We start from the raw sequence: 15447 nt of genomic DNA on the forward strand, positions 1-15447 counted from the left end.
CGCCTGCCGCCGGGACTGCCGGCTGTGATGGGCCGCAGTCCCGGCCGCCAAACTACCCGATCCTTCTCAAACAATCCTAGGGCGTAGCGACGCGGAGCGGAGCGCAGACCCTAGGATCCATGCCGTGACCTCTGCCGGAGGGCGCGGCGGATCAGAATATCGTGGACGATTTGCAGTGTGTGTCAGGCGGCAAGCGTTCCGTTCTGCACCGCTGGTTTGGTGTTGATGGAACGGCATGGATCCTAGGGTCTGCGCGCGTCGCTTCGCTCCTTGCTACGCCCTAGGATGACGAGGTGCGCTCACCCCGGCGCCACCTGCTCGGCGGCTTCCTCGATCCGCTCCATGTCGTCGTCCGACAGGCCGAAATGGTGGCCGATCTCGTGGATCAGCACATGGGTGACGATGTCGCCCATCGTCTCTTCGTTCTCGGCCCAATAGTCGAGTATGGCGCGACGGTAGAGCGTGATGCGGTTCGGGCCCTCGCCGGTCTGCGGGTTCCAGCGCTCGGCGATGCCGCGCCCCTCGAACAGGCCGAGCAGGTCGAAGGGCGTCTCCAGCGACAGGTCGTCCATGATCTCGTCGGTCGGGAAATCGGCGATCTGGATGATGATCTCGCCGGTGAGCTTGCGGAACTCTTCCGGCAGATGGGCATAGGTCTCCAGCGCCAGAAGCTCCAGCTCGTCGATCGACGGCGAGAGCTGGTCGTGCCAGGTGCGTGTCTTGTAGATACGGGCCATGAAATGTCCTTTGACCCCGGCATATAGGCTTTCGCGCCGGTCGAGGCAAATGAGCCGGCTGGCCGTTCGCTTTCAGGGTAAAAGGCGAAGGAATAAATTCCTTGTGACTCTGCTTGACTCTTCCGGGCGCCTCTGGAATCTATAGGAACATAACAGGAACAATTTCTGCCGGAAGTGAACGTCATGGCGATGAACGCCGTGGCGCGGGACACTGTTTTTGCCCTGCGCCGCCAGATCGCGAAGATCGAAGGAACGCTGCCCGAGCGCCTGCAAGCCCCGGCGCCTGGCGTGTCTGGAGCAATTCCAGGAAAAGTGCGAGGCGGTTTTCCGTCCGGAATTGCCGAAAAGCTGAACCGCTCTGACGATGCGGGCGGATCGGATATGACGCCGGATATGACGCTTGTCCGGCGCGGCCTTGCCGTGGCCTCGGCGGACGCCTTCCTGCACACCGGCATCGAACGCCTCGACACCGCCCTTGGCGGCGGTCTGCCCAAGGCGGCGCTCAGCGAAATCCATGGCCTGGAGACCCGCGATGCCGGCGCGGTCGCCGGCTTCGCGCTCTCGCTCGTAAGCCTGATCCTCAAGCAGAAGCAGGGCCTGCCGATCCTTTGGGTCGGCACGGCGGAAATCTTTCATGAGGCTGGCCTTCCCTATGCCAGGGGGCTTCACGCCCTGTTCGGCATCGAGCCGGAGCAATTGCTGTTTTCCGAAGCGCCGAAGCTGCTGGACGCGCTATGGATCGCCGAGGAAGCCGCCCGCATGACGGCCTTCGCCGCCGTCATTCTCGAGATCCGCGGCAGTCCGCAACGGCTCGACCTCACTGCCACGCGCCGCCTGCACGCCCGCGCCCAGAGCGCCGGCCGGCCGGTGCTGTTGTTGCGCCAGGCCGGCGAGGCCGACCCCACCGCCGCGCCCGTGCGCCTCATCGTTTCGGCCGCACCGGCGGCGAGCCGCGAAACGGTCGCCGGTCCGCTCGCCGGCTCGATCGGCCGTCCCGCCTTCAAAGTCGATATCGGCAAGAGCCGCACGGCCCTGCCCGGACAATTCACACTGGAGTGGAACCCAAATGAGCACGCTTTTGCAGAAAGAACAGAGAATTCTGTCGCTGTGGTTCCCGCATCTGGCCGCGGAGCGGATCCTGCGCCAGCGTCTGGGGCGGTCCTGGCGTTCCCGGCCCTCGCATCACCTGCCACTGGTGATCAGTCATCGCGACAACAACACCCAACGCATCGCAGCCCTCGACGAGCGGGCTGAGGCGCTCAAATTGAAGCGCGGCATGGGCATTGCCGATGCCCGCGCCATGCACCCCTCGATCGATGTGGTGGAGGCCGACGCGGAAGCCGACCGCCGCCTGCTCGAAGGCCTCGCCGACTGGTGCGACCGTTACACGCCGCTGGTGGCGATCGACGCCGAGGACGGGTTGTTCCTCGACGTCACCGGCTGCACGCATCTGTTCGGCGGCGAGCGCGCCATGCAGGACGAGATCCTCACCCGCTTCTTCCAGCAGGGTTTCGATGTCCGCGCCGGCCTCGCCTCGACGCCGGGCACCGCCTGGGCGGCGGCGCGCTTCCATGGCGACCGTATCGTTGCCGGCGGCGAGGAGGAGGCGCTTCTGGCGCCGCTTCCGCTGTCGGCGCTGCGCATCGCCCCGGAAACCCGCGCCGGCCTGGAGAGCGTCGGCCTGCGCACCGCCGGCGCGGTGATGGCCGCACCGCGCGCGCCGCTCGCGCGCCGCTTCGGCGTCACTTTGCTTTTGCGCCTCGACCAGGCGCTCGGCCGCCTCGACGAGGCCGTGTCGCCGCGCCTTCCCGTCGCGCCGCTCTCGGTCGAGCGCCACCTTGCCGAGCCGGTCATGCTCACCAACGATATCGAGCGGCTGGTGAGCCGGCTGGCGATCGCCTTGAAGACCGACCTCGAACGGCGCGGCGAAGGCGCAAGGACGCTGGCGCTGCTTCTCTTCCGCGTCGACGGCGCCGTCAGCCGCATCGCGGTCGGCACCTCGCGCCCGATGCGCGAGCCTCGGCTGATCCAAAAACTGTTCCATGAGCGGCTCACCGCGTTGGAGCAGAACATCGACGCCGGCTTCGGTTTCGACCTTGTGCGGCTATCCGTGCTGTCGGTCGCCGCTTTCGACTTGGCCCAGGGCGACCTCACCGGCGAGGCGGACGATGACGACGCCGACATCGCGCTCTTTGCCGACCGCGTCCGCGCCCGCCTCGGCGAGGCCGCCGTGCTGAAGCCGGTCGTCGTCGAGAGCCATCTGCCGGAGCGCGCCGTCGCAATCGTGCCTTTCGCGGAAGCTCCGCAAAGACGGGCGCCGGCGACCGACCGGGCCGCGCCGCCCCGAACAGCGCCGCCGATGACCATCTACCCGCCGGAGCGGCCGGTGCGGCTGTTCCGCTCGCCCGAGCCGATCGAGGTGCCGGCGACCGAGATCCCGGAAGGTCCGCCGATGAATTTCCGCTGGCGGCGCGCGCTTTACCGCGTCGCCCGCGCCGAGGGGCCGGAACGCATCGCCGCCGAATGGTGGCGGCGGCTTCCCGGCGAGGACGAGGCGCCGACCCGCGACTATTACCGCATCGAGGACAGCGAAGGGCGCCGCTACTGGCTCTACCGCCAGGGCCTCTACAGCACCGCCTCGCAAGCCGCGCCGCCTCGCTGGTTCATGCATGGGGTGTTCGCATGAACGCGCTGACCGTCATCCCCTTTGCCGAGTTCGGCATCCGGTCGAACTTCTCCTTCCTGCGCGGCGCCTCCAAGCCCGAGGAACTGGTGGTCACGGCGAAGTTCTATGGCTTTGCCTCGATCGGGCTCGCCGACCGCAACACCGTGGCCGGCGTCGTGCGCGCCTGGCAGCAGGCCAGGGTCGAGAAGCTTGCCTATCATCCCGGCTGCCGCCTGGTTTTTGGCGACGGCACGCCGGACATCCTCGCCTATCCCCGCGACCGCCAGGGCTGGGGACATCTCTGCCGCCTGCTGACCCAGGCCAATCTGCGCGACGAGAACGAGAAGGGCGCGACGCTGCTCGGGCTCGACGACCTGCTCGAATGGGGCGATCTGATGTCGCTGGCGGTGCTGCCCGATCTGTCCGGCAGCGCGGAAGACAGTCTGCGGCTCATTAGCCGGCTTAAAGATCGCTTCGGCTCGGCGCTCCGGCTCGCCGTGGCGCCGGATTATGCCGGCAACGACCGTTTCCGCATCGAGCAGGCGGCGGCTATGGCCGAGCACGCGCGCGTCCCGCTGATGGCGACCAACGACGTGCTCTACCATGCCGCCGACCGCCGGCCGCTGCAGGACGTGCTCACCGCGATCCGCCTCAACACGCCTGTCTCCGAGGTCGGGCTTGAGCTGACCGCCAATGCCGAGCGCCATTTGAAGCCGCCGCTGGAGATGGCGCGGCTTTTCCGCCGCCACCCCGAGGCGCTGGCCGAAACGCTGCGCTTTGCCGATGAACTCGCCTTTTCGCTCAGCGATCTCGAATACAATTATCCGGACGAGCCGACCGAATCCGGCCTCGGCCCGCAGGCCGAGCTCGAACGCCTGGCGCGCGAAGGCGCGGTCGTTCGCTATCCGGCCGGTGTTCCCGAGGGTGTGCTGAAACGCATCGACAGCGAGCTCGCCCTGATCGAGCGCCTGAACTATGCGCGCTATTTCCTGACCGTCCATGACATCGTCAAATTCGCCCGCAGCAAGGACATTCTTTGCCAGGGCCGAGGTTCGGCCGCCAATTCGATCATCTGCTTCTGCATCGGCATCACCGAGGTCGGGCCCGAACGCATCGACACCTTGTTCGAGCGTTTCATCTCGGAGGAACGCAACGAGCCGCCCGACATCGATGTCGACTTCGAGCATGAGCGGCGCGACGAGGTCATCGCCTATATCTACGAGAAGTACAGCGCCAAGCGCACCGCGCTCGCGGCTGCCGTCATCAGCTATCGCGGCCGCTCGGCCCTGCGCGAGGTGGCCAAGGCCATGGGCCTGTCGGAGGATGTGCGCAGCGCGCTGTCCAGCACCATCTGGGGCTGGTCGACCTCCGAGCTCGGCGAAAGGGAAACCAATGCCGGCGGGCTCGACAGCACCGATCCGCTGTCGCGGCAGGTGCTGGAGCGCGCCAATGAGATCATGGGCTTTCCCCGCCATCTTTCCCAGCATGTCGGCGGCTTCGTCATCACCCGAGACCGGCTCGACGAGGTCGTGCCCATCGTCAAGACGGCGATGGAAGAGCGCAAGATGGTCGAGTGGGACAAGGACGATCTCGACGCGGTCAAGATCCTCAAGGTGGACGTGCTGGCGCTCGGCATGCTGACCTGCCTGAAGCGCGCCTTCACCTTGCTCACGCATCATTATCCAGGGGCACGGGATCCGTTTGGACAGCCCTATGTGCTCGCCACCCTCCCGGAAGAGGACAGGCGCGTCTACGCCATGATCGATAGGGCCGACACGCTCGGCGTCTTCCAGATCGAATCGCGCGCGCAGATGTCGATGCTGCCGCGCCTCAGACCGCAAAATTTCTACGACCTCGTCATCGAGGTGGCGATCGTGCGTCCGGGCCCGATCCAGGGCGACATGGTGCACCCCTATCTGCGCCGACGGCAGGGCAAGGAGAAGGCCGAATACCCCAAGCCCGAGCTGGAAGAGATTCTCGGCAAGACGCTAGGCGTGCCTTTGTTTCAGGAACAGGCAATGAAGATCGCCATCGTCGCTGGCGGCTTCAAGCCGGGCGAGGCCGATGAGTTGCGCCGCGCCATGGCGACCTTCAAGCGCACCGGCACGATCGGAAATTATGAAACGCGAATGGTCGAAGGAATGGTCAAGAAGGGCTACCCTAGAGAGTTCGCCGAGCGCTGCTTCAAGCAGATCGAGGGCTTTGGCGAATATGGCTTTCCCGAAAGCCATGCCGCGTCCTTCGCGTTGCTGGTCTATGCCTCCTGCTGGTTCAAGACCTTCTATCCCGACGTCTTCTGCGCCGCGATCCTGAACGCGCAGCCGATGGGTTTCTACCAGCCGGCCCAGCTCGTGCGCGACGCGCGCGACCATGGCATCGAGGTGCGCGAGGTCGACATCAATCACTCCGTCTGGGACTGCACGCTGGAGACCACCGCCTTCGATCCGTCCCGCATTCTCGAACGCCATGCCTCGATGCGCGGCGTCATCGAGACCGCGCACGCCGTGAGGCTTGGCTTCCGACAGATCAAGGGTCTGTCCGAGGAGCGCATGGATGCCGTCGTCGCCCGGCGCGGCGAGGGCTATCGGTCGGTCAGGGATGTCTGGCTGCGCTCCGGCCTCGATGTCGGCGAGATCGAAAAGCTGGCGCAGGCCGACGCTTTCCGCTCGATCGGTCTCGACCGTCGCGCCGCGCTCTGGGAAGTCCGCGCCCTTGACGGCAAGAGCGCCGCCGAGAAACTGCCGCTGTTCGACCAGCCGTCGCTCAGCCTGCGCGAGCTGGAGCCGGAAACGAAGCTGCCGAAGATGCCGCTCGGCGAGCATGTCGTCCATGATTACCGCTCGCTCGGCCTGTCGCTGAAGGAGCATCCCGTAGCCTTCCTGCGTGAGCGGCTAACTCGAGCCGGCGTCACCCCCAATGCCCGCCTGCCGTCGGTGCGCGACGGCCGCCGCGTCTCCGTCGCCGGGCTGGTGCTGGTGCGCCAGCGTCCGGGCAAGGGCAATGCGATCTTCCTCACGCTGGAGGACGAAAATTCGATCGCCAACGTCATCATCTGGCCGCGGGTCTTCGACCGCTTCCGCTCGGTGGTCATGGGCGCACGCTTCATCCGCGTCACCGGCAAGCTGCAGCATGAATCGGACGTCATCCACATCGTCGCCGACAGGATCGAGGACCTGACCTCCTGGCTGAGCGTGCTGCTGCACGAAGCACCCGTCATCGAGCATCAGCCCGCTGAGTCTCCGGATCGGCCAGAGCCAGCAAATCGCGGCCTGCCGGTGCGCCACGACGTCGCAACGCTGTCAGGTACGGCACAGCAGGTCATGCCCAAGGGGCGGAATTTTCAGTAGGTACAAGGGCCTTCGTCATCCACGGGCGGAGCAAGGAGCGTAGCGACGCGGCGTCGACCCGAGGATCCATGCCGTGACCTCGGAACGCCACCTCGGTGCCGAATTCTGCTCCGCTGTACTCTATGATCAAGGTAACGGCATGGATCCCAGGGTCTCGGCGACGCCGCTTCGCGGCTGCTCCGCCCTGGGATGACGACGTAAGGGACGTCCCGCCAATCTCGAAGGCCGCATGACAGCGCAAACCCGATTACGAAGGCCCGCTGAGCCGCGGCGGCGGCGGCGCCAGCATGTCCTCGGCCGAAATCGTGCGCGCCTCCGAAGGCAGCATGATCGGGATGCCGTCGCGCACCGGATAGGCAAGCTTCGCCGCGCGCGAAACCAGCTCGCCGCGCTCGGCGTCCCAGGTCAGCGGCCCCTTGGTCAGCGGGCAGGCCAGCAATTCCAGAAGCCTCGGGTCGACCTCGGCCCTGCGCCCCTCGCGTCCATCCGCTGCCATGGCAATTTTCCATCCGCTGCACAGGCTTAAGTGTAATGAGATTCAGATCAGGCCGACCTCACCTGAATATCAATACACTTACTGGATGCTGGAGCCAAAATCGTCATCCTCGCGCGCCAGCGCCATTTCGGTGATGGCGATCAACGTGTCGGCGCGCGTCTTCAGGTCCGCCGCTTCCAGCAGCGCCTGCTTCTCGGCCGGCCCGTAAGGCGCCATCATCGACAGCGCGTTGACCAGCATGCCGTTTTCGGCGCGGCTGACGCTCTCCCAGTCGGCCTCGAGATCGTTGGCCTGCAGATAGGCGCGAAAAGCCTTGAGCAGCGCTGGCCGGTCGACCTCGGCGCCGGCCTGGTCTTCCACGAGATCGGCGAGAAACGGCGCGATCCGGCATTGCCGGAAAGGCGCCTTTGCCGCGAGCTCCTGCGTGATGCGAAACCGGCACACGCCCTGCAGCGAGATCAGGTAACGGCCGTCGCCCGTCTCGGCGAGCGAAATGATGCGTCCGGCGCAGCCGACGCTGCACAGCTCCGGCTCGCCGTCATCGCGCAAGGCGCCGTCAAGGCTCGGCTGGATCATGCCGATCAGCCGCGAGCCCGCCATCGCCTGGTCTATCATCTGCAGGTAGCGCGGCTCGAAGACGTTGAGCGGCATGCGGCCGCCCGGCAGAAGCAGCGCTCCGGCAAGCGGGAACACCGGGATCGCCGGCGGCAGATCCTTGGCAAGCCGGTAGAGTGCGTTACCGACGCGCACCGCAACCCTCCCAAAGCAACGCCGGCAAGCGCATCAACCTGCAATCTCCTCTCGCACCGGCAAACTCGTCTTGACCGCCGGACCTGCCCTTATCTGGCGCTGAAGCCCCGCTGCTCAAGCCCGCCGGCCACGACAGCCGGCAAAAAACTTCAGAGCAATTCCAGGAAAGCCACGTAGCGGTTGGGCTCGGCGCCTTCGGCGTAGCCTTCCCTCCGGAATTGCGCAGAAGCAAAACTTAGAGCGGTTCGGCGATTCTGTGAAACGCTGAACCGCTCTACGAGAACAGCAGCGACGACAGCTTGCGCCGCGCGCCAAGCGTCGCCTCGTCGGTCATTCCCCAGGCCTCGAAGAGCTTCAACAGCTGCGCCCGCGCGCCGTCGTCGTTCCAGGTCCGGTCGGCCTTGACGATCGCCAGCAGATTGTCGGCCGCCTCATTGCGCTCGCCGCGCGCGTTCTGGATCATCGCCAGGTCGAAGCGCGCCTGATGGTCGGCCGGATTGGCGGCGAGCCGGCGCTCGAACTCGGCCGGATTGCCGAGCGCCGCGGCTTCCGCCGCAAGCGTCATCTTGGTGCGCAGCGCGGCCAGCGCCGGCGCGTCCTTCTTGTCCTCGGGCGCCCGGGCCAGAACGGCTTCGGCGCCTTCCGCGTCCCCGGCATCGAACAGGATCTCGCCCAGGCCCGCGACCGCCTCGATCGTCTCCGGCGCCTGCTCCAGGATCGCGTCATAGATGTCGGCCGCGGTCTGCACGTCGCCGGCGGTACGCGCCTCGGTCGCCGCGGCAAGCGCCTCCGCGATCTGCGGCGCGCCGCCGCCCTTGCCGCCGACCTTCTGGATGAACTGGGCGATCTGGCTTTCCGGGACCGCGCCCATGAAACCGTCGACCGGCTGGCCGTCCTTGAAGGCGATGACCGCGGGGATGGACTGGATGCCGAGCTGGCCGGCGATCGAGGGATGGTCGTCGATGTTCATCTTGACCAGCTTGACCTTGCCGCCGGCGGCGTTCACCGCCTTTTCGAGCTGCGGCGTCAGCTGCTTGCAGGGTCCGCACCATGGCGCCCAGAAGTCGACCAGCACCGGCTGCCGGCGCGATTCCTGGATGACGTCGGCGGCGAAGCTGGCGGTCGTGGTGTCCTTGATCAGGTCGGCCGCGGCCGGCGCGTCGCCCAGCGAAACCTTGGCGCGGTCGCCGCCGCCATACTGCACCGTCTGGGCGTATTGGCCGCCATTGCCGCCAAACGAGCTGCTGTACGGATTGTTGTCACTCATCGTCTCGCCCTTTCGGTCGCGCTCCCGGCGTCGGCGCCCGGCGCGTCATTGTCGGATTTCGGAATCGCCCTCCATGTGGCGATCAGCCCCTGCTTTTCAAGATAATGGGACTTTCAAGATAACAGGATCGTGGCCGGTTGCCTCGACGAATCTGATCAGATCGGCGGCGGCGATCGAGGTCGTCGCCTCATTGGTCAGCGGATGGCCGTTGATGACGTCGTGGCTCATCAACTCCTGGTCGAGCACCACCTTGACCTTCCCTTCGGTGTCGTTGATCAGGCCGAAGACGGTGACCGCTCCGGGGATGACGCCGAGCAGCTCCATCAGCATCTCGGGCTTGCCGAACGACACCCGGCCGGCGGCGCCGATCAGGTGATGGATCTGCTTCAGATCGACCACGGCCTCCTCGCCGACGGTGACGAGGAAATAACTGTCCTTCTTGTCCTTGAGGAACAGGTTCTTGGTGTGGCCGCCATGGATTTCGCCGCGCAGCGCCTGCGAATCGGCGACCGTGAACAAGGGTGGATGCCGCACGGTCGAGACGGCAATGCCGAGATCGGCAAGAAAGGCGTTGAGCTCGGCTTCGGTTTTCGGCATCGGTCCTCGCATCGTCCGGCAGGGTCATGCCGTTTACGGCCAATGGTGCCTTCGGGGCAAGGCTGCCTGAGCAATTCCAGGAAAATGCGCAGCAGCTTTCCGTGCAAGAATTGCGGCAAGCAGGAGCGCAGTTCCAGGAAGTGCATCGCGGTTTTCCGTGCGGAATTGCGATCGGCCCGGTTTCGGGCCGCCCCGCTTCCACGCTTTCGAAGCGAACCTCGTCGCGGAAGGAGCTCGCTCCAAAAAGACCGTCATTTCCCTGTTGCAATCGCCGCGCTCTTCGGCCATATAGGCGCGGCTTGCGGCCCAAGGCCGCGCGAGCGGGTGTAGCTCAGGGGTAGAGCACAACCTTGCCAAGGTTGGGGTCGAGCGTTCGAATCGCTTCACCCGCTCCAGTTTCCCCCAGGGGATCAAGCAAACGAAAAGCCGCGGTTCTCCGCGGCTTTTTCGCGTTTGGGTACTTGCGAAGAGCCCGGCTGCCAATCCCAGGATTGCGCTCGGACTGTCGGAGAGGGGGCCGTCGATCGCGTATTTCCGCAACGGATTTCGTGCAGAAGAGATCGACGGCGCAAGCCGCGCGCTACCTTCTCCTGGCAGGTAGCGGCCATCGTCTGGAAAGTGTCGGCGGCTCATCAGACTTGGGTCGCATGCCAAAGGGACTGTAGAGCCTCTTTTGCCTGGCGTCCGACAACTGTACTGTTCGGTGAAAGTGCTGGAGAAAATCCAGCCGGGCAGTTTAGCCGGGAGCGTTTCCCGCAAGTCGTTACGTTGGGGCATAACCAGATCAAAGAACATCGGTCATGGGGTACGCAGCCTTACAGGATCCAGGCGATAGCTGGCTTGTCTGTGATTTGGTTTCCGACCTTCCGGCGGAAATAGAAGGCCGGCTGCTGATTGGGCTCACGCGACGGGAAGCCGAGCAACTTGCCGACCAGGCCAATGCAGGAATTGTCGGGCAGGCCATCAATTCGTCGGTCCCGTTCGCCGCCGTCGCCTGAAGACGCCAATCCGGCGGGCCGGATCGCCTCACCCGCTGCGATGCAGCCGGCGGATACCATCCAGCACACCGCGTCGACTTCAGGCCGTTCGATCCTGGGACAGATCAATGAACTGGATCAGCGGCTTCAGCGTGCCGCCGGCCAGGGAACCTACATGGGCGACGGCTGCGACGGAGGCTGACGGATACGCGCTCTTCATAAAGCGGCTGCCGGTGTGATCAAGCCTTCTTGGCCTCACACCGGCGCCCATTCCCGCTGCCGCGGCGGCGAACGCTGGCATCCGTCATGCGAGCTGCGCTCTTTGCGGGTCTTCGCTTTCTTCGCCCTGCGCAACCCCGCCACCTAAAGCGCGTCGCTCTGAAACGGATTCAGGCGACGCGCTTTAAGCCCTTGTTTTTATGCATGTCGTTGTCCCAGAACCGCGCACACTTCTGGGCGACATGCATTAGTGATTGTGGGACTGCTGGAAGCCGGCAACGTCGTACTGCGATACGCTCTTCGGATTCTTCGAGTTCTGCGGCTGCGTGCCTGCGTAATGGGTTCCCGCGTTTCCATCCGGGTTGAAGGCCGAACCCGGAGCGGAGGCGGCGTGGCCCGGCGTGGCAGACCCCGTCTCGGGGGTACCGATGGTTTGGCTCGGCTGACCTTTCATGCCGGTCACGGAGTGGACGTTGGCGGCCAAGGCCATGCCGGTGGAGGCTATGAACAAGCCGGCCATTATCGGCGTGAGGAGATGTTTCATCGTGTTCTCCTAAAAGCACTGGGTTTCAGGAGGGCGCTCGGGTCTTTGGAGCACCCGGCAAGTCGGACATCATGCAGCTACAAACGCTTTTCGGTCCGCCGATCGTCCCGAGCCTCACGAAGCTGTGATGCCACACCGGGCTGGCCGGCCAGCGCAGGCTGGTCGTGCAACTACGCCAGTCGTGCTCTCGTCGTCCGCGGCGTCGCCAGCAAAAGGCTGGTTTCGCTCCCCGTTATACCCGGGATCAGCCTTATGCGCCGCAGCACTGCGTCGAAATCGGTGAGCGTGGCGGTGCCGAGCTCCACCACCAGGTCCCAGCGGCCGTTGGTGGTGTGGATGGTCGAGACCTCGGCGAGGCCGCCAAGCGCTTTGACGACGCGGTCGGCGGCATGGCCTTCGATCTCGATCGTCATGACGCCGCGTATCTTCTGATCGACCGCGTCGGCGCGCAGCACCACCGTGTAGCCGATGATCTCGCCGGATTTCTCCAGCCGCTCCATGCGCGACCTTACCGTGGCGCGTGACACGCCCAGATCGATGGCGAGATCGGATACGCTGCGCCGCGCATCATGCCTCAACAGCGTCACCAGCTTCTCGTCAAGAGCGTCCATCTCTGACCATTTCGATCAAATCATCTGTTCAATATGATAGATCAGCCTTCTCGAAATGCCAATTTTCGCTGTTCAAACCGCCAGCCGCCGATGATCCAATCCCGCAATATTCATTAGGGCCAAAAGAATCATGCGCTGCAGGATCGTCGGCGCGCCGGTACAGGACGGCGCGGGCAGGATGGGATGTGAAATGGGGCCGAGCGCGCTGCGCACGGCGGGGCTGGTCTCGGTGCTGGCCGAGCTCGGCCATGAGGTCGAGGACTGGGGCGCGGTCGAAAAGGCCGTGGCGCGCCCGGTGGTGCATGGCAACCTCGCGCTGAAGGCGCTGCCCGAGATTGCCGCCTGGACGGCGGCGATCGCGGAGACCGCCTATTCGGCTTCGCGGGACGCCATGCCGATCTTCCTCGGCGGCGACCATTCGATCTCCGCCGGAACCGTCTCCGGCGTGGCGCGTCGCGCCGCCGAGCGCCGCCGGCCGCTCTTCGTGCTGTGGCTCGACGCGCATCCCGATTTCCACACGCTCGACACCACCACCAGCGGCAACCTGCATGGCGTGCCGCTCGCCTATGCCAGCGGTCAGGCGGGCTTCAGTGGCTATTTCCCGGATCTGCCTGAAGCCGTCGACCCGGCCCGCGTCTGCGCCATCGGCCTGCGCAGCGTCGACCCGGCCGAGCGCCGCGCGCTCACAGAAGCGGGCGTTACCGTCCACGACATGCGCGCCATCGACGAGCACGGCATCGCGCCCTTGCTGCGCGCCTTCCTGGCCCGCGTCGAGAAGGAGAACGGGCTGCTCCATGTCAGCCTCGATGTCGATTTCCTCGACCCTTCGATCGCGCCTGCCGTCGGCACCACCGTGCCCGGGGGCGCCACTTTCCGTGAAGCGCATCTGGTGATGGAGATGCTGTCCGACAGCGGCCTGGTTTCCAGCCTCGACCTTGTCGAGCTGAACCCGTTCCTCGACGAGCGCGGCCGCACCGCAACCTTGATGGTCGACCTCACCGCCAGCCTGATGGGCCGCCGCATCATGGACCGCCCGACCCGCAGCCATTCCGGGAGCATCTGACCATGACCCAGCCTTCGCGCCTTGCCATCGTCCCCTTCGTCAGCGTCGACCGCATGATGAAGCTGGTGCTGACCATCGGCATCGAGCGCTTCCTCACCGAGCTCGCCGCCTATGTCGAGGAGGATTTCCGCCGCTGGGAGCTGTTCGACAAGACACCGCGCATCGCCTCGCACAGCCATGACGGCGTCATCGAGCTGATGCCGACCAGCGACGGCAAAATGTACGGCTTCAAATATGTCAACGGCCATCCGAAGAACATGCGCGAGGGCCGCCAGACGGTCACCGCCTTCGGCGTGCTGGCCGATGTCGGCTCGGGCTATCCGATGCTGTTGACCGAAATGACCATCCTGACGGCGCTGCGCACCGCCGCCACCTCCGCCGTCGCGGCAAAATACCTGGCGCCCAAGGGCTCGCGCGCCATGGCCATCATCGGCAACGGCGCCCAGTCCGAATTCCAGGCCATCGCCTTCAAGGCGCTGCTCGGCATCGACCGGCTGCGGCTTTACGACATCGACCGTTCGGCTTCGGAAAAATGCGCCCGCAACCTGGCGGCCAAGGGTTTCGACATCACCATCTGCGCGACCGGGCAGGATGCGGTGGAAGGCGTCGACATCGTCACCACGGTGACGGCCGACAAGCAGTACGCGACCATCCTGACCGACAACATGGTCGGCTCCGGTGTCCACATCAACGCCGTCGGCGGCGATTGCCCCGGCAAGACCGAACTGCATCGCGACATCCTGTTGCGCTCCGACATCTTCGTCGAGTTCCCGCCGCAGACGCGCATCGAGGGCGAGATCCAGCAGCTCGACGCCGACCATCCCGTGACCGAGCTGTGGCAGGTGATGACCGGTGAGGCCGAGGGCCGCAAAACCCCGGAACAGATCACGCTGTTCGATTCCGTCGGCTTCGCAACGGAAGATTTTTCGGCGCTGCGCTACGTCCGCGACCAGCTCCAGGCCACCGGCCTCTACGAGGAGCTCGACCTGCTCGCCGACCCCGACGAGCCGCGCGACCTGTTTGGCATGCTGCTCAGGGCCGCCATGCAGCCGGCGGCGTAGAGCCTTCCCTTCTCCCCGTTCACGGGGAGAAGATGCCGGCAGGCAGATGAGGGGCAGCGCCAGCGTCGACAAACACGGCTAACGTAAAGCCGCGCAGCTTTCTCTCTCGACCAGAACCGGCGCCAGCACCTCGCGCCTTGACGGTGCGTCCGGCTCGCCGAGGCGCTCAAGCAGCAGGCTCACCGCCCGGGTCCCGATCTTTTCCACCGGCTGCGCGATCGTCGTCAGGGGCGGCCAGGTGGTGACGGCATAGGGGATGTCGTCGAAGCCGATCATCGACATGTCGTCGGGAACGTGCATGCCCCGCGAGCGCAGCAACGTCAGCGCGCCCATCGCCATCAAATCGTTGCAGGCAAACAGCGCGGTGATGCCCGGCGCCTGGGCCATCAGCTGCTCCATCGCCAGGCGGCCACCGGCGAAATGATAGTCGGAATCGACGATCGATGAAGCCGGCAGCTCAATGCCCGCTTCCGCGAGCGCGCGCGCGAAGCCGCGCAGGCGCGCCGGGCTGGAGCTCGAATCGCGCGGGCCGCCGATGACGCCTATCTTTCGATGCCCGAGCCCGACCAGGTATTTGCCGGCGAGATAGCCGCCATGGTCGTGGTCGACCAGCACCGAATCGACATTGACCGACTGGATCTCGCGGTCGAGCAGCACCGCCGGCACGCTGGGCAAAAGGCGGGCGAAAACCCGCGCATGGTCGGACGAGCCGGCGAAGATCAGCCCGTCGATCTGCTTGGCCATCAGCACCGAGAGATAGCGCTCCTCCTTCTCGGCGCTGCCGTCGGAGTTGCACAGGATCACCGTGTAACCGGAGACGAAGCCGGCATCCTCGATCTGCCGCGCGACGCTGGCGAAGAACGGGTTGGAGTTGTCGGGCAGCAGCAGGCCGATGGTCTTGGTCTCGCCGCGCCTGAGACTCCGCGCCACCGAGTTCGGGCTGTAGCGCAGCGCGGTGATTGCGACGCGCACGCGCTCGGCCGTTTCCGGCTCGACATGGCGCGTATGGTTCATCACATGCGAGACGGTAGCGACGGACACCCCGGCATAGCGCGCGACATCGGCAATCGTCGTCATGGTCCTGGTCCCCGACTGCTCCTACATTTTCCTCGC

The 15447-nt window shown here is 65.5% G+C and carries 14 protein-coding genes and 1 tRNA gene; 6 read left to right on the top strand and 9 right to left on the bottom strand.

The window, feature by feature from the left end; all coding sequences use genetic code 11:
- Positions 1 to 299: 299 nt before the first annotated feature.
- The gene (locus ACWGS9_RS25505; RefSeq protein WP_454507856.1) at positions 300 to 737 is read right to left on the bottom strand and encodes a metallopeptidase family protein; all 438 of its coding nucleotides are present in this window, start codon (positions 735 to 737) and stop codon (positions 300 to 302) included.
- Positions 738 to 920: 183 nt separating this feature from the next.
- Between ACWGS9_RS25505 and ACWGS9_RS25510 the strand changes: the two genes are divergently transcribed.
- Genes ACWGS9_RS25510 through ACWGS9_RS25520 form a run of 3 tightly spaced genes read left to right on the top strand, consistent with a single transcriptional unit; the run spans position 921 to position 6749 of the window.
- Entirely contained in the window at positions 921 to 1991 is a 1071-nt protein-coding gene (locus ACWGS9_RS25510) for an ImuA family protein (protein WP_454507857.1), read from the top strand.
- On the top strand, positions 1933 to 3423 hold the full coding sequence (locus ACWGS9_RS25515; protein WP_454507918.1) for a DUF6504 family protein: 1491 nt from the start codon (positions 1933 to 1935) through the stop codon (positions 3421 to 3423). Before ACWGS9_RS25510 ends, ACWGS9_RS25515 begins: the two co-directional genes overlap by 59 nt.
- On the top strand, positions 3420 to 6749 hold the full coding sequence (locus tag ACWGS9_RS25520; protein WP_454507858.1) for an error-prone DNA polymerase: 3330 nt from the start codon (positions 3420 to 3422) through the stop codon (positions 6747 to 6749). The genes ACWGS9_RS25515 and ACWGS9_RS25520 overlap by 4 nt, the downstream gene beginning before the upstream one ends.
- Before the next feature lie 247 nt (positions 6750 to 6996).
- Here ACWGS9_RS25520 and ACWGS9_RS25525 read toward each other — a convergent pair whose 3' ends face one another.
- From ACWGS9_RS25525 to ACWGS9_RS25540, 4 genes are all read right to left on the bottom strand, one after another.
- Positions 6997 to 7245: a Trm112 family protein gene (locus ACWGS9_RS25525; protein WP_454507859.1), complete on the bottom strand. Its 249-nt coding sequence runs from the start codon at positions 7243 to 7245 to the stop codon at positions 6997 to 6999.
- Positions 7246 to 7323: 78 nt separating this feature from the next.
- On the bottom strand, positions 7324 to 7995 hold the full coding sequence (locus ACWGS9_RS25530; protein ID WP_454507860.1) for an LON peptidase substrate-binding domain-containing protein: 672 nt from the start codon (positions 7993 to 7995) through the stop codon (positions 7324 to 7326).
- A gap of 274 nt (positions 7996 to 8269) precedes the next feature.
- Entirely contained in the window at positions 8270 to 9262 is a 993-nt protein-coding gene (trxA, locus tag ACWGS9_RS25535) for a thioredoxin (RefSeq protein WP_454507861.1), read from the bottom strand.
- A gap of 96 nt (positions 9263 to 9358) precedes the next feature.
- A complete protein-coding gene (locus ACWGS9_RS25540; RefSeq protein WP_454507862.1) occupies positions 9359 to 9859 on the bottom strand; it encodes a prolyl-tRNA synthetase associated domain-containing protein in 501 nt (166 codons plus the stop codon).
- A 320-nt stretch (positions 9860 to 10179) separates the two neighbouring features.
- Here ACWGS9_RS25540 and ACWGS9_RS25545 point away from each other — a divergent pair.
- A tRNA-Gly gene (locus ACWGS9_RS25545) sits at positions 10180 to 10254 on the top strand.
- Positions 10255 to 10674: 420 nt separating this feature from the next.
- On the opposite strand, the gene ACWGS9_RS25550 is transcribed toward ACWGS9_RS25545, so the two are convergent.
- The 3 genes from ACWGS9_RS25550 to ACWGS9_RS25560 all read right to left on the bottom strand — a co-directional run bounded on the left by ACWGS9_RS25550 (position 10675) and on the right by ACWGS9_RS25560 (position 12210).
- Entirely contained in the window at positions 10675 to 10917 is a 243-nt protein-coding gene (locus ACWGS9_RS25550) for a hypothetical protein (RefSeq protein WP_454507863.1), read from the bottom strand.
- A 385-nt stretch (positions 10918 to 11302) separates the two neighbouring features.
- Entirely contained in the window at positions 11303 to 11599 is a 297-nt protein-coding gene (locus tag ACWGS9_RS25555) for an adenylate cyclase (protein WP_454507864.1), read from the bottom strand.
- Between the two features lie 170 nt (positions 11600 to 11769).
- Positions 11770 to 12210, bottom strand: a complete 441-nt coding sequence (locus ACWGS9_RS25560) for an Lrp/AsnC family transcriptional regulator (protein ID WP_095769871.1) — start codon at positions 12208 to 12210, stop codon at positions 11770 to 11772.
- A gap of 130 nt (positions 12211 to 12340) precedes the next feature.
- Here ACWGS9_RS25560 and rocF point away from each other — a divergent pair, with 130 nt between their 5' ends.
- The gene (rocF, locus tag ACWGS9_RS25565) at positions 12341 to 13273 is read left to right on the top strand and encodes an arginase (protein WP_454507865.1); all 933 of its coding nucleotides are present in this window, start codon (positions 12341 to 12343) and stop codon (positions 13271 to 13273) included.
- Between the two features lie 2 nt (positions 13274 to 13275).
- Positions 13276 to 14334: an ornithine cyclodeaminase gene (locus tag ACWGS9_RS25570; RefSeq protein ID WP_454507866.1), complete on the top strand. Its 1059-nt coding sequence runs from the start codon at positions 13276 to 13278 to the stop codon at positions 14332 to 14334.
- A 78-nt stretch (positions 14335 to 14412) separates the two neighbouring features.
- Here the strand turns inward: ACWGS9_RS25570 and ACWGS9_RS25575 are convergent, their stop codons facing one another.
- A complete protein-coding gene (locus ACWGS9_RS25575; protein WP_454507867.1) occupies positions 14413 to 15411 on the bottom strand; it encodes a LacI family DNA-binding transcriptional regulator in 999 nt (332 codons plus the stop codon).
- Positions 15412 to 15447: the final 36 nt, after the last annotated feature.

This window comes from Mesorhizobium sp. Arg314 (assembly GCF_053714275.1).